Origin of the sequence: Shewanella sp. cp20, assembly GCF_000832025.1 — a bacterium.
Taxonomy (GTDB): domain Bacteria; phylum Pseudomonadota; class Gammaproteobacteria; order Enterobacterales; family Shewanellaceae; genus Shewanella.
The window spans coordinates 171,040-193,447 of sequence record NZ_JPII01000017.1 but is presented as its reverse complement, the minus strand read 5'-3'; the positions used below and the strand labels follow the sequence as shown (position 1 = coordinate 193,447).

Here is a 22,408-nt window from a genome sequence, read left to right as displayed (position 1 = left end):
GGTAGTAATGCAGCGGTAGTAGGCCAAAGGGCGCAATACGTGAGACTTAGACAGTAAGCACTAATACTTAAGTCGATGGCCGTAAATGCCGACTTTGGCCCTAACTGTGATATGTTGGCTTGAATAACAAAATAAAAGGAGTGAGCCGGGATGGCGAGATAAGCTCCTGAAAAGATAGGATAAGTGACAAATGTTCCCTAACTGGCTTTTGGTCGCCATCAGCATCAGCTACATAGGCCTGCTGTTTTTAATGGCGTTTCTGGGTGACAAGTACCGCGGCAAGTGGTTTTCCGGGCAGCACACCATCATCTACTCCCTGTCGCTGGGGGTCTACTGTACCTCCTGGGGCTTTCTCGGCACCGCCGGCCAGGCCGCCAACAACTCCTTTGCCTATCTGCCCGTCTATATTGCGCCTATCTTGCTGTTTATCTTCGCCTGGCCCTTTATCCAGCGGGTGATCCGCGTCTGTCTCAAGCTCAACATCACCTCGATTGCCGACCTGCTGGCGGCCCGTTTCGGTAAATCACCTTTACTTGCGGTGGTGGTCACCTTCGTCGCCCTGTTTGGCACCCTGCCCTATATCGCGCTGCAACAGAAGGCGATCGTCAACTCTTATGAGATCTTACGGCAAGACCATCTGCTCACCTCCTGGCAGCTGGGCCTGGTGGTCAGCCTGATCCTCGCCGGTTTCACCATAGTGTTTGGGGTGCGGGCCATCGACGTGACCGAGCGACATCCGGGCATGATGCTGGCCATCGCCTTCGAGTCTCTGGTGAAGCTCATCGCCTATCTCACCATAGGCATCTTCGTCTCCTTCTTCCTGTTCGACTCCCCCATGGAGATCTGGCAGAAGGCGACAGAGATCAAGCCGATAGCAACCGAATTTACCTACCCTAACTTCATCTCGCTATTTGGCCTGCTGATCATAGTGATGTCGGCGTTTCTCTGTCTGCCGCGTCAGTTTCAGGTGTTGATCGTCGAGCTAAAATCACAAAAACATGTGCTCTGGAGCCGCTGGACCTTCCCCCTCTATGTGCTGGTGTTCGCCTTTTTCGCCACCCCGCTGGGTCAGGCGGGCAACATCCTCTATGGCGACTCGCTGCAGAGCGATGCCTATGTGCTGTTTCTGCCGGTATTCAGCGGCGATATCTGGCTGGGGCTGTTTAGTTTTCTCGGCGCCATCTCGGCGGCCAGCTCCATGGTGATCATCTCCACCATCGCCCTGAGCACCATGCTGAGTAACGAGATAGTCTTCCCCACGCTATTTAAGATCAACAACATACAGAGCAACGACTTCCACAAGTTCCGCTCGCACCTGCTTAATATCCGCAAGGCGCTGGTACTTTTGGTGATCTTCATGAGCTATGGCATGTTTCTCATCGCCCCGCCCGATACCCTGGCCTCCCTGGGTGAGGTGGCCTTCGGCGCCATCGCCCAGATAGGCCCGGCGCTGTTTGCCGCCTTCCTGTGGCGCCGGGTCACGCTGATCGGCGTGTTGGTGGGGATCTCCAGCGGTTTTGCCCTCTGGCTGGTGCTCAACCTGCTGCCACAGCTCGGCCTCTATGGCCACCCGTTTGCCGGTAGCGGCTATTCCATGACCACAATGGCGACTCTGGTGGGCCTGTTTGTCAACGTGATGGCGATCTGGCTGGTCTCCTCCTTCACCCGCCAGAGCGTGCATGAGCAGATGCAGATAGGCCACTTTATCGAGCGCCCCGAGCTGGATAAGGCGCTGCCCGAGGTGCCTAAGCATGTGAACCCCACCGAGCTCGAACTCCTGGTGGCCCGCTTCATAGGCAAGGACAAGGCCGCCCAGGGCTTCTACTCCTTCTTCTCCTGTCAGCCTCAGCCGATTCAAGATAAAAACGCCCATAACCAGGCGCTGATCTTCTTTACCGAAAACATGCTCGCCAGCGTCATGGGCTCGGCCTCGGCCCGCCTGGTACTCTCCTGCGCACTCCATGGCCGCGACATCGCCATCGAAGATGTGGCCCAGCTGGTAGAGGAGGCCTCGAGCCACCGCAAGGAGTTCAGCCGCAGCGTGCTGCACAGCGCCATCGAGAACGCCAGCGAGGGGATATCTGTCATCGATAAAGATCTCAACCTGGTGGCCTGGAATCAGCAGTATCTCAGCCTGTTTAACTACCCGGACGACCTCATCTACATCGGCTGCCCCGTGAGGCAGCTGATCGAATATAACCTCAAGTTCGGCAAGGGCTATATTCCCAACCTGGATGAGCAGGTGGAGCGGCGCCTCAACTTCCTGCGCCAGGGCAGTCGCCACGCCACCGAGCGCATCCAGCCCGACGGCAAGACGATACGCATTCAGGGTAACCCCATCCCGGGCGGTGGCTTCGTGATGATCTTCTCCGACATCAGCATGTACCGCGAGGCGGAGAAACTGCTGAAAGAGAAAAACTTAGACCTGGAAGCCAGGGTATTTGAGCGCACCAAGCGCCTGGAGCAGGCCAACCTGCAGCTGGCCAAGTCCAACGCCGAGCTGGCCGAGGCCCTACAGAAGGTAGAACAGGCGCACCAGAAGAAGAGCCAGTACCTCAAGGCCTGTAGCCATGATCTGCTACAGCCACTGTCGGCGGCGCGGCTGTTCTCCTCCGCCTTTGTCCAGGGAGGTCAGCTGTCGAACAAGCAGAAGCAGCAGATCGGCTATATCGACAACGCCCTGCAGGTGGCCAACGAGCTGCTGCTGGATCTCAACGAGGTGTCGCGCATCGAGGGCGGTACGGTCGTGCCCGAGATCACCGAGTTTGCCCTGCAGGAGGTGCTCGACTCTCTGGTAGAAGAGTTCAGTGCCATGGCCAATACCACAGAGGCTGAGTTCAAATGCATCAAGACCAAGCTCTGGGTGCGCAGCGACAAGGTGTTGCTCAGACGCATCTTACAGAACCTTATCAGTAACGCGTTTCGCTATGCCGGTGGCGGTCGCATCCTGCTGGGCTGTCGCCGCCACGGCGATACCATCGCCATCCAGGTGGTGGATGATGGCCCGGGGATCCCGGATGACAAGCAGGCGGTGATCTTCGAGCAGTTTACCCGTTTACAGCACTCGGGCCACGAAGGGGTCAACGGCCTGGGACTCGGGCTCAATATCGCCCAGGGCCTGGCGGAGCTGATGCAGCACAGGCTCACCCTGTCATCTAAGGTCAACCAGGGCAGTATCTTCAGCCTGAGCCTGAACGCCGTCACCCCGAAACTTGTCGAGGAGCACGCCAGCCAGCCGGATATTCTCACCCTCAACGGCGTACATGTACTCTGTGTCGATGACGATCCGAACGTGCTGGCGGGCATGGAGGAACTATTGAAGGGCTGGAAGTGTCAGGTCTATACCGCCTCCTCGGCGCAGCAGGCCAAGGCCTGTGTCGGCCAGTTTGCCAGTAAGATAGATATAGTGCTGATGGACTATCAGCTGGAGAACAATCAGAACGGTCTGGATCTCATGGCCGAGTTGCAGGCCATGTCCAGCCGCCCCATTCCGGCGATTCTGATCACCGCCACCATAGACGAAGAGGTGGTGCAGCGCACCAAAGAGTTGGGCTATGGCTATCTGCGCAAGATCATCAAACCCATCGCCCTGCGCGCCGTGATGAGTGCCACCCTGGCCAACAGCCTGCACAACAACTACTCGGCGCAGCCAAGCCCTCACTTTAATCTGGTAGACCCACTGACCGACTAACGAAAACGCCCCGCACCTGAAATCTACAGATGCGGGGCGCTTCAAGCTGACTCAAACTGGGCCTATTGGTCCTTAACCTCTGTGGCTAAACCTCTTCCACTTCGGCGGTCAGCGGCGTCTTATCCAGATAGAGCTGACTCATGGCGATCACCGCCTGGGTGCGGGTGTGTACCCCGAGCTTGAGGAAGATAGCGCTGGCGTGGGCCTTAATGGTTGCCTCCGACAGACCCAGTTCATAGGCGATCTGCTTGTTGAGCAGGCCATCGGCGAACATCATCAAGATCTTGTGCTGACGCGGCGACAGGCTGGCTATCTTGCTGCTCATGCTGTCCAGCGTCACCGCGCTGAGATCCTCACAGCCCGGCGGCGTCCACTGGCGTCCGGCCATCACGGCATTGATCGCCTTGACCATCTGCTCCACCGGCGAGGACTTGGGAATAAAGCCTGCCGCGCCGAAAGACATCGCCTTACCTACTGTGACTTTATCCTCCTGGCCGGAGATCACCACTATCCCGATATGAGGATAGCTATTACGAATATTGACGAGTGTGTTGAATCCATGTGCGTTAGGGATGTTCAGATCCAATAAAAGCAGGTCTGCATCCTGGTGCTGGGTTAAGATCTCATCCAGTGCCGTCACCGTCTCCGCCTCGAACAGCAAAGGCTGATCAAACTGGGTGGTTAGGGTGTTTACGAGTGCTTGTCTAAACAGTGGATGATCATCAGCTATTATTATTTTTAGTGGCTGTAACATTTTTGATCCCTCATATGTACTCATTTCCAGTCTACGCGAACCTTAGAGATTATCAAACAGGCCCAAAAGCCGTAGCCGAGGAAGCACTTGTCAGTTAACATTTACATTACAACTAGATAGCGGCATAAATTTGCTAAAGCCCATCCTCGGCAGTGGCGTCAATATAGACTTATTATCTAGGTCAGGGCGCTATTATTTGTGCTAGAGATGGCGTATTGAGGAGATGATCGGCGCTTAATGGTCCAATAACGGCCCATGGATCGCACCGAAATGCCCCATGATTTGCCAAGAATCATCTATAGACGCTGGCTTGAACATATCACACGGCTCACATATTCTAATCAATATCAGCCACGAAAATCATCGCCAAAGCGCTGGGCGAGACAGTACGCCTAGTCACTGTTAGCAAGAAGCATAATAGCGCTTCAAGACAATAAGAAAATCAAAAATTTAAATCCTAACGCACGACAACAGAAACCATTTAGAGGGAACGCAGTTGCCAGATAAGACAGCATTGGTATTAGGAGGCGGTGGTGCGCGCGCCGCTTACCAGGTCGGGGTACTCAAGGCGATAGTGCAGTTCTATCCCCGTAACCACGGCGTGCCCTTTAAGATCATCTGCGGCACCTCTGCTGGCGCCATCAACGGCACCTCGATTGCCACCCACGCCTCCTGTTTTCACCTCGGCGTACGTAAGCTAGAGTGGGTCTGGCGCCACTTTAACACCCATAAGGTCTACCGCTCCTCTTTCGGCGGCATCTTCTCTCACCTGGCACAGATGGCACTGATGGGACTACAGGATGTAAAGATCAACACAGAAGCCGGTAGCCTGTTCGACAACCAACCCCTGAGAAATCTGCTGAACAACCTGATTAATTTCGAGCGGATCGATCGCAACATTGCCAATGGCGCCCTGCACGCCCTAAGCGTAGACACCTCCTGCTATAACTCGTCGCGCTCGGTGAGCTTCTTTCAGGCCGCCAAAGAAATTGAAGACTGGAACCGTGCCCGACGTGGCGGCCAGCGCACCCATCTAAATACCGAACACCTGCTGGCCAGCTCCGCCATCCCCCTGGTATTCCCCTCGGTGAAGCTCAATCGCGGCTACTACGGCGACGGCTCTGTGCATCAGCTGGCGCCCCTGAGCAGCCCGATCCATCTTGGGGCGGAGAAGATCATGGTGATCAACTTAGAGAGTCCCCACAAGCAGGTACATAAGGAGTTCGAACATCATCCCAAGACGGCAACCATAGCCGGTCACCTGCTCGATACCATCTTCTCCGACACCCTCAACAGCGATCTCGAGCGATTGCAGCGGATCAACGGCACCATAAACCTGATCCCCGAGGAGCGCCGCCATGAGGCGTCGCTCAAGAACATAGACACGCTGGTGATTAAACCCAGCGAAGACCTGAGTCTGCTCGCCGCCCAGCACTATCATGAGATGCCCCTGGCGGTGAAGCTGCTGCTAAGGCTGATCGGCATCAACCAGCAATCGGACTCGAGTATCGTCTCCTACCTGCTGTTCGAGCAGTCATACTGTAGCGCGCTGATCAACTTAGGTTATCAGGATGCCATGTGTCAGATAGATGAGATCAAGGCCTTCTTCAAAATCCCCTAGACCAGATTAGCAAGGTGTTGCCCAGACTCGTCAGCGCTATCCGATGAACAGCCTGAGGAGTGCTGGGAGAGAATCACCTGACTGGCACATTCGGCCCACAGACGGTAGCTGCTGGCGCTGGGGTGAAAGCCATCGCTGGCCAGGGCATCGCTCGTCAACGGCAGCCTTAGCGGCAAGAGCTGGCAGGCATTCTGGTCACGACAAAACTGTTTTAAGGCCTGATTAAATCGCGCCTCTCTTCGCTGCAACACACCGGCCAGAGGCTGAGCAAAGCCAGGAAAGGCCCCCAGGGGGGGCAGTGGCGTCAGCAGCAGCCTGGCATCCGGCGAGTCCTGTAACAGTCCCTCGATAAGCGCGCCGGTCGCGCTCAGCCAGCGCTGCACGCCTATGGGCGAGAGTAGATCGTTGACCCCCAGGGAGATAAGAATGACATCGACCCGAATCGGTTCTTGCCGGATAAGGCTGAGCGTCTGGGGCGTCGTCATCCCCGACTTGGCCAGCAAGCGCCAATGCAGGCGAAAGTGGGGCTGCAACAGCGCCGTCAGCTGACCACTCAGGGCCTCATCCTGACGGGCCACGCCAACTCCGGCGGCGGCAGAATCGCCCAGAATTAGTAGCCTAAGCGGCGGTCCCTCCCCCAGCTCGCCGCAGCGTGCGCCTTCGGGTTCGGGCAACCTGGGGGTGCGCCACTTGACCCACAGGGCCTGCATCAGCAGCAGGGGAGAAAATACCAATAACAGGGTTGCTCTCATCATAGGCTTACCACCGTTTTAACCCTGAAGCAGATAGTGCTCGGCCTTCTCGATGCGCCGCGGCTTACCCAGGATGATCAATATATCCCCCGGGCGGATCAGCCAGTCCAGCTCGGGGCTTTCCACCTCGGCGCCGCTACGGCGCACCGCCCTCAGCTCCACCCTCAGCTTCTCCCAGGGAATGGCAGAGAGTGGCTGCCCTACCACCTGCGCCCCCTTAGGCAGGGCGACGGCATGCAGCAGCTCCAGGGTAAAGTCTGTCTCCTCGCCGGAGAAGAAACCATGCAGATATTGGTAGTGATTGCGCCGCTCATACTCGAGGCGCTTGAGGATACGGGTCAGGGGCACGCCGCACTGATAGAGCACCTGAGACACCAGCATCAGGCTACCCTCTAAGGTCTCGGGGATCACCTGACTGGCGCCGGCCTCCTCTAATGCCTCCATCCCCTCATCGTCACGGGTTCTGACTAAGATCTTGGCCTCGGGGGCCAGCTGACGACACAGGGGCAAGACCTCATCGAGCACATGACTGCTGGTGAAGGTCAGCACGATCAACTTGGCCTGTTTAATCTGCGCCTGCTTGAGGATCGCCCGCTTGGCCACATCGCCAAAATAGACGGGCTCGCCGGCCCGGCGCGCCTCGGTCACCCTGGTGGGGTCCCTGTCGAGCACCAGATAGGGGATCGCCTCCGTCTTCATGAAGCGTGCTATCGTCTGCCCTACCCGGCCATAGCCCAAGATCAGCACCAGGTCGCTACTCTGCTCTGGGATCGGAATGGTTTCATTGCCGCCCTGCTTGATAGACTTGACGCCATGCAGGCGCCTGGCGATATCCACGCTGTGGCGCACCAACCAGGGCGCTACGGCCATGGAGAGTACCGCCACCATCACCAGCTTAGTGCTGACGGTGATCTCCAGCAGCTGATAGTTGACCGCCAGCGCCAGCACCACGAAGCTGAATTCCCCCACCTGCGCCAGGCTGATGGCGGTCGCCACCGAGGTACGAAACGACTCCTTGGCGGCCCTGAGTAGGCCAAAGACGATCAGCGCCTTGGCGATGATCACCAACACCACCAGCAGAATCACCTGCCACCAGAAGGTGATCACTAGACTAAAGTCGAGCAGCATGCCAATAGAGATGAAGAAGAGCCCCATCAGCAGATCCCTGAAGGGACGAATATCCGCCTCCAGCTGGCGTTTATATTGGCTCTCGCCAAGCAGCATACCGGCGATAAAGGCCCCCAGAGCCATGGAGAGGCCGAGCCACTGGGTCAAGGCGCCTGTCACCAAGGCCACGACCAAGGTAGAGAGCACAAATAGCTCGTTGGAGCGCGAGCGGGCCACCTCGTCAAACACCTTAGGTAGCGCCCACTTACCCACGGCCATCAGGGCGACAAAGGCCAGTACCCCTTCGCCCATGGCCAGCAGTATCTCATGCCAGCTGAGCATCTCACCGTCAGAGGCCAGCAGCGGCATGAGAATCAGCAGCGGCACCACAGCCAAGTCCTGAAACAGCAGCACACTGACCGACAGCTCCCCATGACGCCGTCTGAGCCAGCCGCGCTCGTTGAGTAACTTCAAGACGATGGCGGTAGAGGAGAGGGCGATGGCCGAGCCCACCACGATAGACTCGCTCAGGTTAAGCCCCATCAACATGCTGATGCACATGGTTAAGACGGCAGTCACGAACACCTGGGCGCTACCCAGACCAAACACTGTACGGCGCATGGCCCACAACCTGGGCAGGGAGAATTCGAGGCCGAGAGAGAACATCAAGAGCACCACCCCCAGCTCGGCCACCGAGTGGATCTGCTGCTGGGTGAACCAGTTGAACGCAGAGGGGCCACTGATCACCCCAGTGATCAGATAGGCCAGGATCGCCGGCAAGCCCACCCGCCTAAAGAGGGCGATCGCCACTATGGCCATCATCAACATCAAAAGGATCTTAACCAGTATGCTGTGTTCCATTAACGCTCCATTCTACTTGCGCCGCCCTCAATTAAGCCTGCGCCAATTCGCCCCTTGGCGCGACCTCATAGTGTCAAGTTTATTGTCACAGTCAAAATACTGTCATCATCCAAGTTACCCCGACCTCAGACTAACTCAATGACAAATATAGACAAAATCATCATTTAGTATTAGGCACGATTTTTGCTTTATATAATCTATCTCGGGTCCGTTACATTGTGGAGTAAAGATTATGGACTTTGCCTTAGCGACAGAATTTTCGTTTGACGAATATCGCTATCAGCCAGATCACCATCACAATACAGTCGGTGCGCCTAACCTGGTCACCGTCATGCAGCAGCTGCATGAGAGCCTAGATCCACGGACGGTATTTGCCTGCTACGGCAAACTCATGGGACAACACTTGCCTGTGCAGGGAATCACCCTGTGCTATAAAGAGTATCAGCTAAGCTGGGGTGGTGAGCAAGGTTTACTAATAAAACAAAACCTTAGCCATGATGGGGTGAGCATCAGCATCGCCTATCGTCTGTCGGCGCCGCTAATCAAGCCACAGACAGAGCTGCTGTACCAGTTGCAGTCGCTGTTGCTGAGCCCTCTGGTGAACGCCATCGCCTACCAGCAGATGGCGAGACAGGCGATGCACGACTCACTCACCCAGCTTGGCAACCGCCGCTACTATGAGCAGAGTCTCAAACAGGTACTGGCCCGCGCTCAACGCCACGGCGATGCGATCACCCTGGTGGTGCTGGATCTCGATAACTTCAAGAGTCTCAATGATAAGTATGGTCACCTGGTCGGCGATGAGGTGCTGAGTCAATTTGGCCAGACGCTGAGTCAGGCGATTCGCGACAGCGATCAGGCCTTTCGCATCGGCGGGGACGAATTTGCCCTACTTATCGAAGGCGATGCCCAGGCGGCAAGCGTGCTGTGTGAACGTATCCTCGCCATGATGGAACACGACACCCTGCTGAATAAGTTTCAGGTGCAGACCAGCATAGGCGTGGCTCAGTGGCAGCTAGGTAATGAGGCCGAGACCCTGTATCTCAGGGCTGACAAGGCCCTCTATCAGGCCAAGGCGGCGGGACGTCGCTGCTACCGCGTCGACTAGCAAGCGACATAAACTAACTCAGCTAAAATCGTAGCGAAAATCGAAGTGAAAATTGTATCAAAAACTAGGCACGCGGCAGCAAAGGACGCCGCCGTGTGAGTCCTATCCCGGCGTTAGGAGAGGCTAAACTGCCAGCCGCCCTCGCCCTCAGCCGCCAGATAGCGTTTATCCACCCAGAGCCCGACCGCGGCCACTAAGTGTTCGCCTGCGAAAATCAGCGGGATCCGCCCGCGCTCCCAGGGCGGCACGGCAAACTCTTGCCACAGCTTCTTCAGCTCCCGCCCCTTGTCTCGCCCATGGGGGTGACAACGCAGCGCGCCCGGGGCACCAAAACGCAGCGTCACCTCATCACCTTCCAGACGCAGCCGAGGCCCAGTCATGCCCCACTTAGCCACTAACTTGCTGTGGCTATCTAGCGGCCAGCTTAGCTCGCTCGCACCTTGGGATAGTGTGTCAAGGCTCAGGCCTGACAAGACTTGCTCGCACCTTAGCTCAACCTCGACAGGGTCCAGATAGAGTGATTGCTGAAAACGTCTCAGCACCATAGATTTGATACGAATCGCCACCTGCGCATCTGCCTTGGCCTCAAGCTGCGCCATAATATCGGCAAGCTGAGCCGCCGAGGGCAAGGCAAAACCACTATGTTCGATGAAACCCCGCAGCAGATGGGGGCGCCAGCGCTTTGGTTCTTGCGCCAGCACGCTGAGATCCAGCACAGGCTGCCGACTATAGGGCACAGACATCAGCATAGCGGGTAAGCGAAGACTCACCTCCTCGTCGATAAGCGCCTGCTGCTCGGCGCACAGCTGGGCGCTGCGACTCGCCGTGGCGGCAAAGGCCGGCCAGCGCGCCGTAAGGGTCGGCAGCACTTCATTACGCAAAAAGTTACGGTCGAAGCGACTGTCCTGGTTACTCTCATCCTCGATATGCTCAAGCCCCTGTGCCTTAGCAAACGCCTCTATCTGGGCGCGGGAACAGGTCAGCAGCGGCCTGAGCAACAGATTATCTGGGGTAAAGGCTTGCACCTCTCCCATGGCCGCCAGCCCCTTGGGCCCAAGGCCACGCTTGAGCGCCAGCAATAGGGTCTCAAGTTGATCGTCCTGATGATGGGCGGTAAGCAGAATATCGCCAGGGGCCAGCTCACTTAACAGCGCGTCGTACCTCGCCTCGCGAGCCGCCGCCTCCAAGCTGATGCGGGCGCCGCTGGCTACGGTCACCGATTTAACCACGATAGGCAAACCATAGTCATGGGCGCGGCGCTCACAATGAGCCTGCCAGGCGCCAGCATTGCCGCTTAGGCCATGATGCACATGCACCAAAAGATAGTGATACTCGGGATGCACCTTGGCAAAACGGCTCAGCCCATAGGCAAGCACCTCTGAATCGACGCCGCCACTGTAAGCCAGCACTAACTTAGTGCCGGGCTCAGGTGCGACGCGCGCCAGCAACTGGGTCAGCGCTTTGGTCGGACAGAAGCTATCCTGCGCCATCTAGAAGAGGATCCTTACCTTGTCTGAGCCGGTCAGTGTCTCCAGCGCCAGCATCAGCTCGTCGGTCGGATTGACCCGCCACTCATCCCCCAGCCTGAACTGGGCCTTGGCGGTGGGCTGAGCATAGTTGATCACCAAAGGTACACTCCCCGCCTTCCAGGGCTCGACAGCTTGTTGGAACTGGCTGAGCCACTCGGGATTGATGCTCTCGCCATCCAGATCGACCTCGACCGCGTGGGCGAAGTGACTGCGCGCCTCGCCCATGTCGATGATGTTGCGGGCCGTCATGCGATTGCCGCCGGAGAAGTCGTCGAAACTCACCTCTCCTTCGACGATCAGGATCCTGTCTTTCTCCAGCAGTTCACCAAATTTCTCAAAAGCCTCGGTAAACAACATCACCTCGAGGCGGGCACTCTTGTCATCCAGCGTCACCAGGCCCATCTTGGAGCCGCGTTTGGTCATCATCACACGGGTAGCCACCACCAGGCCTGCGGCCTTGGTCGTCTTGCCACGCTCGGTAGGATGCACATCCTTGAGCCTGCCCGAAGTGTAGTGCTTCAGCTCCTTGAGATACTGATTGATGGGGTGACCGGTGAGATAGAGGCCCAAGGTCTCCCGCTCGCCTTCGAGCCACACCTTATCGGGCCAGGGGGTACACTGCACAAACTGTTGCTTGTTATCTTCCGGCTCGCTGTTGAGCAGGCCGAACATGTCGTGCTGACCAATCGCCTCGGCCTTGGCGTGCTGATCCGCGGCGCGTATCGCCTCTGGCAGGGTCGCCATCATGGCGGCGCGGTGCGGCCCCAGGTTATCCAAGGCGCCGGCGCAGATCAGTTTTTCGATAACTCTTCGATTGAGCTTCTTGAGATCGACCCTGGCACAGAAGTCGAACAGATCCACGAAAGGACCGTCTTCACGGGCCTTGAGAATCGATTCCACCGGCCCCTCCCCCACGCCCTTGATGGCGCCGATGCCATAGACGATGTTGAGGTCGTCATCCACGGTGAAACGGAACAGGCCCTTGTTGACGTCTGGTGGCAGCAGCGGCAAGCCCATGCGCTCACACTCGTCCACCAGGGTGACGATCTTGTCTGTGTTGTCCATATCCGCCGACATCACCGCCGCCATAAACTGCGCCGGATAGTGGGTCTTGAGCCAGAGGGTCTGGTAGGACACCAGGGCGTAGGCGGCCGAGTGCGACTTGTTAAAGCCGTAACCGGCGAACTTCTCCACCAAGTCGAAGATCTTCATCGCCAGCTCGCCGTCGACGCCGTTCTTCACCGCCCCCTCTTCGAAGATGCTACGCTGCTTGGCCATCTCCTCGGGCTTCTTCTTACCCATAGCACGACGCAACATATCCGCGCCGCCCAGGGTGTAGCCCGCCAGTACCTGGGCGATCTGCATCACCTGCTCCTGGTAGAGAATGATGCCGTAGGTTGGCTCTAGGATCGGCTTGAGACTCTCGTGTTGCCACTGTTGATCCGGATAGGAAACCTCTTCACGACCGTGCTTACGCTCGATGAAGTTATCTACCATGCCCGACTGTAGCGGCCCGGGACGGAACAGGGCCACCAATGCGATCATATCCTCGAAACAGTCAGGCTGTAGTCGCTTAATCAGGTCTTTCATGCCGCGGGATTCCAGCTGGAATACGGCGGTGGTCTCATAGCGCTGCAGCAGACGGAAGGAAGCCGGATCATCCAGCTCAATCGCCTCGATGCGCACCGGCTCTTTGCCCTGCTTCTCGAGGTGCGGATTGATCATCTGCAGCGCCCAGTCGATGATGGTCAGGGTCCTCAGACCCAGGAAGTCGAACTTCACCAGCCCCGCGGTTTCCACGTCGTTCTTATCGAACTGAGTAACAGGGTTGTGCCCCTCTGCATCACAATAGAGCGGCGCAAAGTCGGTGATCACTGTCGGGGCGATCACCACGCCCCCGGCGTGTTTACCCGCGTTACGGGTGACCCCTTCGAGCACCCGACACATGTCGATGAGATCTTTAACCTCTTCGTCGGCGTCATAGGCCTCGGGTAGCGCCGGTTCGGCCTCGAACGCCTTGGCCAGTGTCATACCGGGCTCTGCCGGGATCATCTTAGAGATGCGGTCGACGAAGCCATAGGGGTGGCCCAGCACACGGCCCACGTCACGCACCACGGCCTTAGCCGCCATGGTACCGAAGGTGATGATCTGTGACACGGCGTCGCGGCCATAGAGATCGGCCACGTGGTCGATCACTTCGTCGCGTCTGTCCATACAGAAATCGACGTCGAAGTCGGGCATGGAGACACGCTCAGGGTTAAGGAAACGTTCGAACAGCAAGTCGAATTCCAGCGGATCCAGGTCGGTGATCTTAAGGGCGTAGGCCACCAAAGAGCCCGCGCCCGAACCTCGGCCAGGACCAATCGGGATGCCGTTGTCCTTACCCCACTGGATGAACTCCATCACGATAAGGAAGTAACCAGGGAATCCCATGTTGTTAATTACGGTAAGCTCGACATCGAGGCGCTCGTCGTACTCGCCCCGGCGCTCGGCCCGCTCTGCCTCCTCAGGGAAGAGGAACTCGAGACGCTCCTCCAGACCCTTCTTAGAGACCTCAACCAGGTAATCTTCGATGGAGAGATCGCCGGTGGGGAAATTTGGCAGGAAGTATTCCCCGAGTCTCACCGTCACGTTGCAGCGTTTGGCAATTTCGACACTGTTTTGCAGCGCCTCGGGGATATCGTCAAACAGCTCGCACATCTCATCCTGACTGCGGAAATATTGCTGCTCGCTGTAGCGACGCGGCCGTCTTGGGTCTGCCAGGGTAAAGCCATCAGAGATAGCCACACGGATCTCGTGGGCCTCAAACTGCTCCGGTTGTATAAACACCACCTGATTGGTGGCCACCACAGGTAGCTCTTTCTCGCCCGCCAGCTCGACGGCCATATGCAGGTAACGCTCCTCGTCGGGGCGGCCGGTGCGGATCAGCTCGAGATAATAACGATCTGGGAAATGGGTTTGATAGAAGGCGACCAGGGAATCCACCTGACCGCGGTTACCCTTGAGCAGCGCCTTGCCCACGTCGCCATCTTTGGCGCCCGAGAGCAAAATCAGCCCCTCGCTGTAGCGTTCAAGCCAGGCCTGGTCGATCACCGCCCTGTCTCTCACATGGCCACGCAAGTAGGCGTCGCTGATCAGCAGGGTGAGGTTCTTGTAGCCCTCGTTGTTCATCGCCAGCACTGTGATAGCGCAAAACTCGTCCTCGAAGCCCGGCACCAGCATGAAGAAGTCACAACCGACGATGGGCTTGATGCCTGCGCCGTGGCAGCCGCCATAGAACTTCACCAGACCACAGAGGTTGGTGTTGTCGGTCAGGGCCAGCGCGGCCATCTGATCTTCACTGGCCTTGGCGAGAATAGGTTTGACCTTGGCCAGGCCATCAGACATGGAAAAATCACTGTGTACGCGCAGGTGCACGAAACGAGGTTCTGACATATGGAGGTTCTAATTTAGTTAGCTAGTTTTCTAATATTTGTGCGGCGAACTACTCTCTTGAAAGAATCACCTTGAAAGAGTCGCCTTTAATTGAGTCGCCCTGAAAGAGTATCAGAGTCACACACTGGGCACCAGTTAATGGCGCCCCGGCGCATCGACTCAACAGGCGTCGAGACGCTCCTTTACCGGCCTGAAGCTCCTTCGGTGCTCGGCCAATACACCATGGACCTCGAGCGCCTCAAAATGGGCCTTGGTGGGGTAACCCTTGTGCTTGGCAAAGCCATACTCTGGGTAACGCTCATCCAGGGCTTGCATCTCCCTATCACGCACCACCTTGGCAACAATCGATGCGGCGCTGATGGCCGGGATCAGGCCGTCGCCCTTGATCACCGCGTGGCCCTCTAGGGTGGCGTCCTCGAAGGCGGGTACCCGATTGCCATCGATAAGCACCCTATCGGGTCTGGCACGCAACCCAGCCACGGCGCGCTGCATCGCCAGCATGGTGGCATGTAAGATGTTGAGCTCATCAATTTCGCTCGGCGAGCAGCGCCCGACGCTGACATCCAGCGCCTTGGCCAGGATCTCCTCAAAGAGGGCGTCGCGCTTCTTCTCCGACAGCTTCTTGGAATCATTGAGTCCTTCGATGGGAGTGTTAGGGTCCAGCACCACGGCGGCGGTGACCACATCGCCCACCAAGGGGCCGCGACCCACCTCGTCGACACCGGCGTAGAAGCCACTACATAGCTCATCCACCTGCTGCGGGGTGATCTGCTTATAGATTGCCATTATTTTATCTCCCCTAGTTGGTCTCGATGAGTTCGATAACGGCCTGAGCGGCACGCGCACTGGCGTCACACCTCAACTGCTGATGCAGGGCCATAAAGGTCGCCATCAAGGGCTTATGATCGCCATCGAGCTGATTTGCAACGGCCTCGGCTATCTTGTCTGGCGTACAGTCGGCCTGAATCAACTCAGGAATGATCTCCTTGCCCGCCAGCAAATTAGGCAGCGAATAGTGAGAGATCTGCATCATCCCCTTGGCGATGCGATAGGTAATAGGCGATACACGGTAGGCGACCACCATGGGGCGCTTCACCAGCATGGCCTCCAGGGTCGCCGTGCCTGATGCGAGCAGAATAGCATCCGCCGCGGCCATCACGGTGCGAGACTGTCCCTCCACCAGATGGATGTCGAGATCCGGCGCATGGGTCTTGAGCGCCAGCTCAAACTGGGCGCGGCGCTTGGCATTGACCAGCGGGGTGACAAACTTAAGGTCCGGGTAGCGCTGACGCAATTTCACCGCCGCCTGCACGAAAGGCTCGGCCAGCTGCTTGAGCTCACCGCCGCGAGAGCCGGGCAGGATGGCGAGGTATTCATCATGAGGCGCTAATCCCAACTGCTCGCGGGCACTTAATTTATCGCTTTCCAGCGGAATATCGTCTGCTAGGGTATGACCGACAAAGGTGCAAGGCACATTGTGCTTGTCGTAGAAGGCCTTCTCGAAGGGCAGCAGCGACAGCACCATGTTAGTTGCCTTGGCGATCTTGAAGATCCGCTTAGGGCGCCAGGCCCAGACCGAAGGGCTGACATAGTGGACCGTCTTGATCCCCTGGGCCTTGAGTTTCAGCTCCAGGCCGATATTGAAGTCGGGGGCATCGATACCGATGAAGCAATCGGGCTTTAGGGCGGTGATCTCATCGATCAGCGTCCTGCGTACCTTGAGCAGGCGTGGCAGGCGCGACAACACCTCGACCAGCCCCATCACGGCCAGCTCTTCGAAAGAAAACAGGGATTCAAACCCCAGGGCATCCATCTGTGGGCCACCGATACCGACGAAGCGGGCATCCGGGTATTGCTGCTTCAAGGCCTTGATCAGACCGGCGCCGAGAATGTCGCCAGACAGCTCACCCGCCACCATGGCGAATACTTTTTGATTGCTCTGATTCATCTTCTGTTACTTGCTTATACCAATCCTAATAAATAACTGAACGTTCTAGCTTGTTAAAACGCTCGATAACGACATTAGTATTTTTATTGTAGAATAACGACTTATCTAATAATCCTGACTTGTTCTCAAGCGTTTTCTAGCGCTAATTCTGCTCACTTACCGTGATTGGTATTACTGAAAATAAAAAAGCCCGTGAATACGAGCTTTTCTTCGATAACCAATATCGTTTAATACCGATTAACGCCACCGATTAACGAATAATGCCTCGGCTTGAGTTGACCACAAAGTCCATCATCAGCTTAACCTGCTCATCCTGGGCATCCTCACCCAAGGCGGCAACCGCTTCTTCTACAGTCAAGCCCTTACGATACAAGGTCTTGTAGGCGCGGCGTACCGCTAACTGGCTCTCCTTGGAGAAGCCACGGCGTTTCATGCCTTCGCTGTTCAGTCCCCTTGGGATGGCTGGCTGACCCGATGCCATCACGAAGGGTGGGACATCTTGTAGGATCAACGAATAACCCGCAGTAAAGGCGTGGGCACCGATATGAACAAACTGGTGCACGCCCGTCATGCCACCCAAAATCGCCCAGTCGCCCACATGGACGTGACCTGCGATAGAGGCGTTGTTGGCCATGATCACATTATTACCCACCACACAGTCATGGGCGATATGCACATAGGCCATAAACAGGTTGTTAGAGCCGATACGGGTCTCGCTGTTATCCTGCACCGTGCCGCGATGTATGGTGACAGACTCACGGATCACATTGTTGTCGCCGATGATGAGTCGGGTTGGCTCGCCAGCATATTTCTTATCCTGGCAATCTTCCCCCACAGAGGCGAACTGGAAAATACGGTTACCCTTACCGATAACCGTAGGGCCCTTGACCACCACATGAGAGCTGAGATGACAATCGTCGCCGATCTCGACATCTGGGCCGATGTAGGTCCACGGGCCTATGGTAACATTGTTACCGATTTTGGCATCTGGGTGTACAAATGCTAACTTATCAATCACTTGGAAATCTCTCTGCGGGCACACATGATCTCTGCCGAACAAACTAGTTCGCCATCAACCTTAGCTTCACCTGTGAAGACGCCAATCCCGCGGCGTTCTTTAATCATCTTAACTTCGAAATGAAGTTGGTCACCTGGCTCGACCACGCGCTTGAAGCGGGCATTATCGATACCGGCAAAATAGTATAAGGCATCGCTAGATGGCTCATCGCTCATGGTTTTAAACGCTAACAGACCGGTTGCCTGGGCCATGGCCTCAAGGATCAATACGCCTGGCATAACCGGCGCCACAGGGAAGTGTCCCTGGAAGAATGGCTCGTTGATGGTGACATTCTTGATCGCATGCAGTGTTTCACCTGGCGTAAAGTCGAGGACTCTATCGATCAATAAAAACGGATACCTGTGAGGTAGAAACTTTAGGATCTCTTTGATATCCATCGTATTTAATTGATTTGACACTCAATAACTTCCTTAGCTGCCCTCGGGCAGTTAATCATCTGAATTAACGTTTTTTTCAAGCTGTTTCACGCGTTGGAACAACTCATCAAGTTGTCTGAATCTGACGGTATTACGTCGCCACAACTTGTTTTCCATCGCAATGGTAGCAGAAGAGTATACACCAGGCTCGCGAATAACACTCGTCACATTAGTGCCACCCGAGACATGGGTACCGTCGGCAATCGACAGATGCCCTGCTACGGCGCTGTTGCCGCCAATGATACAGTATTTACCTATGTTACAGCTGCCGGCGAAGGTCGAACTGCCTGCCAGCGCGGTGTTTTCACCCACAATAACGTTATGGGCTATCTGCACCTGGTTGTCGATGATCACGCCATCGTGGATCTCGGTATGATCCAGCGCGCCACGGTCGATACTGGTACAGGCGCCGATCTCGACACGATTGCCGATACGCACCCCACCGGTTTGTGGGATCTTGATCCACTGACCACGCTCGTTGGCATAACCAAAGCCATCGGAGCCGATCGCTGTGCCCGAATGGACGATACAGTCTGTGCCCAGATGCACATCGTGGTAAATCGTCACATTGGCCCAGAGTATGGTATTTGAACCTATGATGACATCTTGCCCTAGCACACAGCCTGGGCCTATCTGCACATTCTCACCTAAGATGACGTTGGCGCCGATCACCGCATTGGCGCCTATGGCGACACCTTCACCCAGTTGGGCACTAGAGTCGATAACCGCACTAGGGTGAATGGCCTCGGCGGCCTTAGGCGTGGTGTCGAGCAGCTGGGCGACTCTAGCGAATCCCACATAGGGGTCGGCTAACACTATGGCATTGCCGTTGTAATGCTCGGCCATCTTGGGCGAGAGCAACACGGCAGAGGCTGCCGTGCCTTCTAGCTGACTCTGGTATTTGGTATTTGCCAGAAAGGAGATCTCCCCCGCCTGAGCCTTCTCCAGCGTGGCGACACGGTGAATGGTCACCGTCTCGTCACCCTTGACCTCGGCATTTAGATGGGCGGCGATCTCACTTAGGGTATAACTTGTCATCAATGCTTAGCCTTTGCTCAGAGCTTCAACCACTTTGCTGCTGATATCTGATGTAGGCTTCACGTAGATCACGGCGCCGCGCTGTAGCACTACGTCATATTGCTCTTTCTCGGCGATGGCGCTGATGGCTTTCTGAACCTTAACCAATAGCTTGTTTTGCTCTTCACCGTTACGACGACGCATATCTTCGTCTAGCGCCTTACCCTTAAGCTGTAGCTCAGCCTTGAGAGACTCCATCTTACGCAGCATCTCAGTCTTCTGAGTTTCACTCATCAGCGCCGCATCGCGTTGCTGCTTCTCTAGCATACCACGAAGCTCGTCCTGCATCTTCTGCACGCCAGCCACACGATCACCGAACTCGGTTTTCAGTGTCTTGCTGACTTCTTCGCGCTGTGGTAGCTGCTCAAATACCGCCTGCATATCGACTACGGCAATTTTTTCAGCTTGTGCCGCAATAGGCGCACCCAACAAAACCAACACCATCATTGCGCGATTAAACATCTTATTCAAAATAAACTCCTTATAATCAGCAAAACTTGCCGATGACTTTTTATTTAAATTAGTTCTACTTTAGAAAGTTTTACCAATGTTGAACGAGAAGATCTCTGTGTCATCATCTTCATATTTTTTGATTGGCCATGCAAGACTAAATACCATAGGTCCCATGGGCGACAACCATTGTACGCTCATCCCCGCCGAGGCGCGGATACGTCCTGGGTCTGAATAGTCCGACAGCTTGTCAAACTGCTCAGCTGGCAGGAAGCGATAGGCGTCGTAATCGAACTCGGTATCCCAGACGTTACCCGCATCGACGAAGAAGCTGGTACGAACCGAGTTGGTGTAGGCCTCATCCAGGAATGGGGTTGGCACTATCATCTCGACACTCGCCGTGGCAATGGCATTACCACCGATAGAGCGACCATCACTTACCGTGACGCGGTTAGGATCGCCAGGCAAGGTACAGGTATCGCCGGCAGGATCCGGCGAGCAAGGCTCGCTGCCACGGTACAGGTAGAATGAACGTGGGCCGACAGAGTTAGACTTGAAGCCACGCAGTGAGCTGCTACCACCCGAGTAGTAGTTCTCCCAGAAAGGTAGGATCTGGTCATTGTCGTTAAACTGACCGTAACCGTTACCATAACCCAGGCGCGCCTTAGTCAGGAGCACGAAGCTGTGACTACGGTTGATTGGCCAGTAGAAACTGGTATCGAAATCTGTCTTAAAGTACTGCAGATCCGAGCCTGGTACCGTCATCTTACCGCTCAGGCGCTGTGATGAGCCGTCAGTTGGGAAGGTACCGCGGTTAAGCGTGCTGCGGTACCAGCCAAGGGTCAGCTCGAAGTTGTCGAACGACAGGTCGGCGTTAGGATCGTTGGCATCACGGTAGATGTTGTAGAAACGCAGGGCCTGCTCGTAGGCCGAGATCTCCGAGATACTGTTGTGACGATAACCGATACCACCGTTGATACGGTTGTATTCGTTGATCGGGAAGCCAGAATTCAGCGCAATACCGTAAGAGCTGTTCTTATAGCGCTCAAGGTTCGCTTCCTGAGCGTCAAACTCGTTCCAGTAGATGCTACCACCCAGGCTCACCCCATCTTTAGTGAAGTAAGGATCTGTGTAGTTGATGTTGACGTTCTTGGAATACTTGTTGGTATTGAGGTTGATCCCCGCCTGGTTACCCGTACCGAGGAAGTTACTCTGTTGCACACCAAACTGCAGGCTCAGTCCCGACTCGGTACCATAACCCACACCCGCGTTGAACGAGCCAGATGGCTGCTCCTTCACGGTAAAGTCAACATCCACCAGGTCATCAGTGCCCGGTACCTGAACTGTCTGAGTATCGACGGTTTCGAAGTAACCCAAACGATTCAGACGCGCCTTAGACTGTTCGACCTGAGCCGAGTTCAGCCAGGCACCTTCCATCTGACGCAGCTCGCGGCGCATCACCTCGTCTTTGGTCACCTGGTTACCGGTAAAGTTAATGCTACGTACATAGACACGCTTACCCGGCTTGATGTTGACGTTGAGGGCGACCTCTTTGGTCTCATCATCGATCTCAGGATAGGTCTTCACCTCAGGATAGGCGTAACCGAAGCGGCCCAGATACTTGCCGTACATCTCTTCGGTAAAGGTCACATCCGCGCCGTTATAGGTATCGCCAACCTTGATCGGCAAGATCTTCTCCATCACCTCTTCGCGCCCCATCAGGTCGCCAGTCAGGTTAACTTCCTTAACCTTGTACTGCTCACCCTCATCGACGTTAATGGTGATATAGAGACCCTTACGGTCAGGCGTCATCGCCACCTGAGTCGAGGTTACCTCGAAACGGATATAACCACGGTTATGATAGAAGGTCTTAATGGTCTCAAGGTCGGCCTGCAGCTTCTGCTTCTGATAGCGACGCTCGCCAAAGAGATCCCACCAGGCCACATAGTCTTTCAGCTCCAGCATGCCGATAAGCTCTGCATCGCTAAAGACTGTGTTACCCACCACGTTGATCTGACGGATCTCTGCCGCCAAACCTTCGGTAAACTTAAACTTCAACTCGACACGGTTACGCGGCAGGTTGATCACCTGCGCTTCCACCTTGGCGCCATATTTACCTACGCCATAGTAGAAGTCCTGCAGACTCTTCTCGATGCCGCTAAGCATGGTGCGGTCGAGTGACTCACCCGACTTGACGCCACTGCCGTCGAGACTCTCTTGCAGCTGCTCGTCCTTAATGTCTTTGTTACCTTCGAAGGTCACCACGCTGATGGTAGGTCTCTCTTTGACCGTCACCACCAAGACACTGCCGTCGCGACTCACCTCGATATGCTCGAAGTTGGTCGAGGAGTACAGGCTCTTGATCGCCTGCTGCAGACGCATCTCGTCAACCGTGTCCCCTACCTTGATGGGAATATTCAACAAGGCGGCACCCAGCGCGACACGCTGTAATCCTTTAACCTGGATGTCGGTCACTTCAAAAGGCTGGAATGTATCGGCCCAACCCTTCCCTGATAAAGACGCACCGACTAATAACATCGAGGCAAAAATTTTATTCAATCTCATAGAGCGCTTCTAATTA

15 protein-coding genes are annotated in these 22,408 nt (G+C 55.9%); 3 read left to right on the top strand and 12 right to left on the bottom strand.

From position 1 onward, the window contains the following. The first annotated feature begins 190 nt into the window (after positions 1 to 190). Positions 191 to 3,691, top strand: coding sequence for a hybrid sensor histidine kinase/response regulator (locus DB48_RS05505; RefSeq protein ID WP_041509295.1), 3,501 nt, complete (start codon positions 191 to 193; stop codon positions 3,689 to 3,691). Positions 3,692 to 3,776: 85 nt separating this feature from the next. Here DB48_RS05505 and DB48_RS05500 read toward each other — a convergent pair whose 3' ends face one another. Next, positions 3,777 to 4,445: a response regulator transcription factor gene (locus tag DB48_RS05500; protein ID WP_041509294.1), complete on the bottom strand. Its 669-nt coding sequence runs from the start codon at positions 4,443 to 4,445 to the stop codon at positions 3,777 to 3,779. 496 nt (positions 4,446 to 4,941) lie between these two features. Between DB48_RS05500 and DB48_RS05495 the strand changes: the two genes are divergently transcribed. After that, a complete protein-coding gene (locus tag DB48_RS05495; RefSeq protein WP_041509293.1) occupies positions 4,942 to 6,066 on the top strand; it encodes a patatin-like phospholipase family protein in 1,125 nt (374 codons plus the stop codon). Here DB48_RS05495 and DB48_RS05490 read toward each other — a convergent pair. Beyond that, positions 6,063 to 6,821 (bottom strand): SGNH/GDSL hydrolase family protein, encoded by a 759-nt coding sequence (locus DB48_RS05490; RefSeq protein ID WP_082035589.1) that lies wholly within the window; start codon positions 6,819 to 6,821, stop codon positions 6,063 to 6,065. The two genes, DB48_RS05495 and DB48_RS05490, sit on opposite strands and share 4 nt — an antisense overlap. Before the next feature lie 15 nt (positions 6,822 to 6,836). Continuing rightward, positions 6,837 to 8,786, bottom strand: a complete 1,950-nt coding sequence (locus DB48_RS05485; protein ID WP_041509292.1) for a monovalent cation:proton antiporter family protein — start codon at positions 8,784 to 8,786, stop codon at positions 6,837 to 6,839. Between the two features lie 232 nt (positions 8,787 to 9,018). Here DB48_RS05485 and dgcS point away from each other — a divergent pair, with 232 nt between their 5' ends. Then, the gene (gene dgcS / locus DB48_RS05480; RefSeq protein WP_041509291.1) at positions 9,019 to 9,894 is read left to right on the top strand and encodes a diguanylate cyclase DgcS; all 876 of its coding nucleotides are present in this window, start codon (positions 9,019 to 9,021) and stop codon (positions 9,892 to 9,894) included. 113 nt (positions 9,895 to 10,007) lie between these two features. On the opposite strand, the gene tilS is transcribed toward dgcS, so the two are convergent. The 9 genes from tilS to bamA form a co-directional block, all read right to left on the bottom strand. Further along, the gene (gene tilS, locus DB48_RS05475) at positions 10,008 to 11,384 is read right to left on the bottom strand and encodes a tRNA lysidine(34) synthetase TilS (protein WP_041509290.1); all 1,377 of its coding nucleotides are present in this window, start codon (positions 11,382 to 11,384) and stop codon (positions 10,008 to 10,010) included. Then, entirely contained in the window at positions 11,385 to 14,858 is a 3,474-nt protein-coding gene (gene dnaE / locus DB48_RS05470; protein WP_041509289.1) for a DNA polymerase III subunit alpha, read from the bottom strand. Positions 14,859 to 15,017: 159 nt separating this feature from the next. Further along, on the bottom strand, positions 15,018 to 15,644 hold the full coding sequence (rnhB, locus tag DB48_RS05465; RefSeq protein WP_041509288.1) for a ribonuclease HII: 627 nt from the start codon (positions 15,642 to 15,644) through the stop codon (positions 15,018 to 15,020). Positions 15,645 to 15,657: 13 nt separating this feature from the next. Further along, complete coding sequence (gene lpxB / locus DB48_RS05460) at positions 15,658 to 16,806, bottom strand: lipid-A-disaccharide synthase (RefSeq protein WP_041509287.1); 1,149 nt, start codon at positions 16,804 to 16,806, stop codon at positions 15,658 to 15,660. A gap of 250 nt (positions 16,807 to 17,056) precedes the next feature. Then, positions 17,057 to 17,824 (bottom strand): acyl-ACP--UDP-N-acetylglucosamine O-acyltransferase, encoded by a 768-nt coding sequence (gene lpxA / locus DB48_RS05455; RefSeq protein WP_041509286.1) that lies wholly within the window; start codon positions 17,822 to 17,824, stop codon positions 17,057 to 17,059. Then, the gene (fabZ, locus tag DB48_RS05450) at positions 17,821 to 18,282 is read right to left on the bottom strand and encodes a 3-hydroxyacyl-ACP dehydratase FabZ (protein WP_041509285.1); all 462 of its coding nucleotides are present in this window, start codon (positions 18,280 to 18,282) and stop codon (positions 17,821 to 17,823) included. Before fabZ ends, lpxA begins: the two co-directional genes overlap by 4 nt. Positions 18,283 to 18,312: 30 nt before the next feature. Next, complete coding sequence (gene lpxD / locus DB48_RS05445; protein ID WP_041509284.1) at positions 18,313 to 19,338, bottom strand: UDP-3-O-(3-hydroxymyristoyl)glucosamine N-acyltransferase; 1,026 nt, start codon at positions 19,336 to 19,338, stop codon at positions 18,313 to 18,315. A 6-nt stretch (positions 19,339 to 19,344) separates the two neighbouring features. Next, on the bottom strand, positions 19,345 to 19,839 hold the full coding sequence (locus DB48_RS05440) for an OmpH family outer membrane protein (protein WP_041509543.1): 495 nt from the start codon (positions 19,837 to 19,839) through the stop codon (positions 19,345 to 19,347). A 69-nt stretch (positions 19,840 to 19,908) separates the two neighbouring features. Further along, entirely contained in the window at positions 19,909 to 22,392 is a 2,484-nt protein-coding gene (gene bamA / locus DB48_RS05435; protein WP_041509283.1) for an outer membrane protein assembly factor BamA, read from the bottom strand. Between the last annotated feature and the right edge of the window lie 16 nt (positions 22,393 to 22,408).

What these genes read in the sequence shown, in the direction of transcription:
- DB48_RS05485 (WP_041509292.1), bottom strand. Translation starts at nt 8,786, where the DNA reads ATGGAACACAGCATACTGGTTAAGATCCTTTTGATGTTGATGATGGCC.
- DB48_RS05505 (WP_041509295.1), top strand. Translation starts at nt 191, where the DNA reads ATGTTCCCTAACTGGCTTTTGGTCGCCATCAGCATCAGCTACATAGGC.
- DB48_RS05500 (WP_041509294.1), bottom strand. Translation starts at nt 4,445, where the DNA reads ATGTTACAGCCACTAAAAATAATAATAGCTGATGATCATCCACTGTTT.
- dnaE (WP_041509289.1), bottom strand. Translation starts at nt 14,858, where the DNA reads ATGTCAGAACCTCGTTTCGTGCACCTGCGCGTACACAGTGATTTTTCC.
- lpxB (WP_041509287.1), bottom strand. Translation starts at nt 16,806, where the DNA reads ATGAATCAGAGCAATCAAAAAGTATTCGCCATGGTGGCGGGTGAGCTG.
- DB48_RS05440 (WP_041509543.1), bottom strand. Translation starts at nt 19,839, where the DNA reads ATGTTTAATCGCGCAATGATGGTGTTGGTTTTGTTGGGTGCGCCTATT.
- bamA (WP_041509283.1), bottom strand. Translation starts at nt 22,392, where the DNA reads ATGAGATTGAATAAAATTTTTGCCTCGATGTTATTAGTCGGTGCGTCT.
- dgcS (WP_041509291.1), top strand. Translation starts at nt 9,019, where the DNA reads ATGGACTTTGCCTTAGCGACAGAATTTTCGTTTGACGAATATCGCTAT.
- DB48_RS05490 (WP_082035589.1), bottom strand. Translation starts at nt 6,821, where the DNA reads ATGATGAGAGCAACCCTGTTATTGGTATTTTCTCCCCTGCTGCTGATG.
- lpxD (WP_041509284.1), bottom strand. Translation starts at nt 19,338, where the DNA reads ATGACAAGTTATACCCTAAGTGAGATCGCCGCCCATCTAAATGCCGAG.
- tilS (WP_041509290.1), bottom strand. Translation starts at nt 11,384, where the DNA reads ATGGCGCAGGATAGCTTCTGTCCGACCAAAGCGCTGACCCAGTTGCTG.
- rnhB (WP_041509288.1), bottom strand. Translation starts at nt 15,644, where the DNA reads ATGGCAATCTATAAGCAGATCACCCCGCAGCAGGTGGATGAGCTATGT.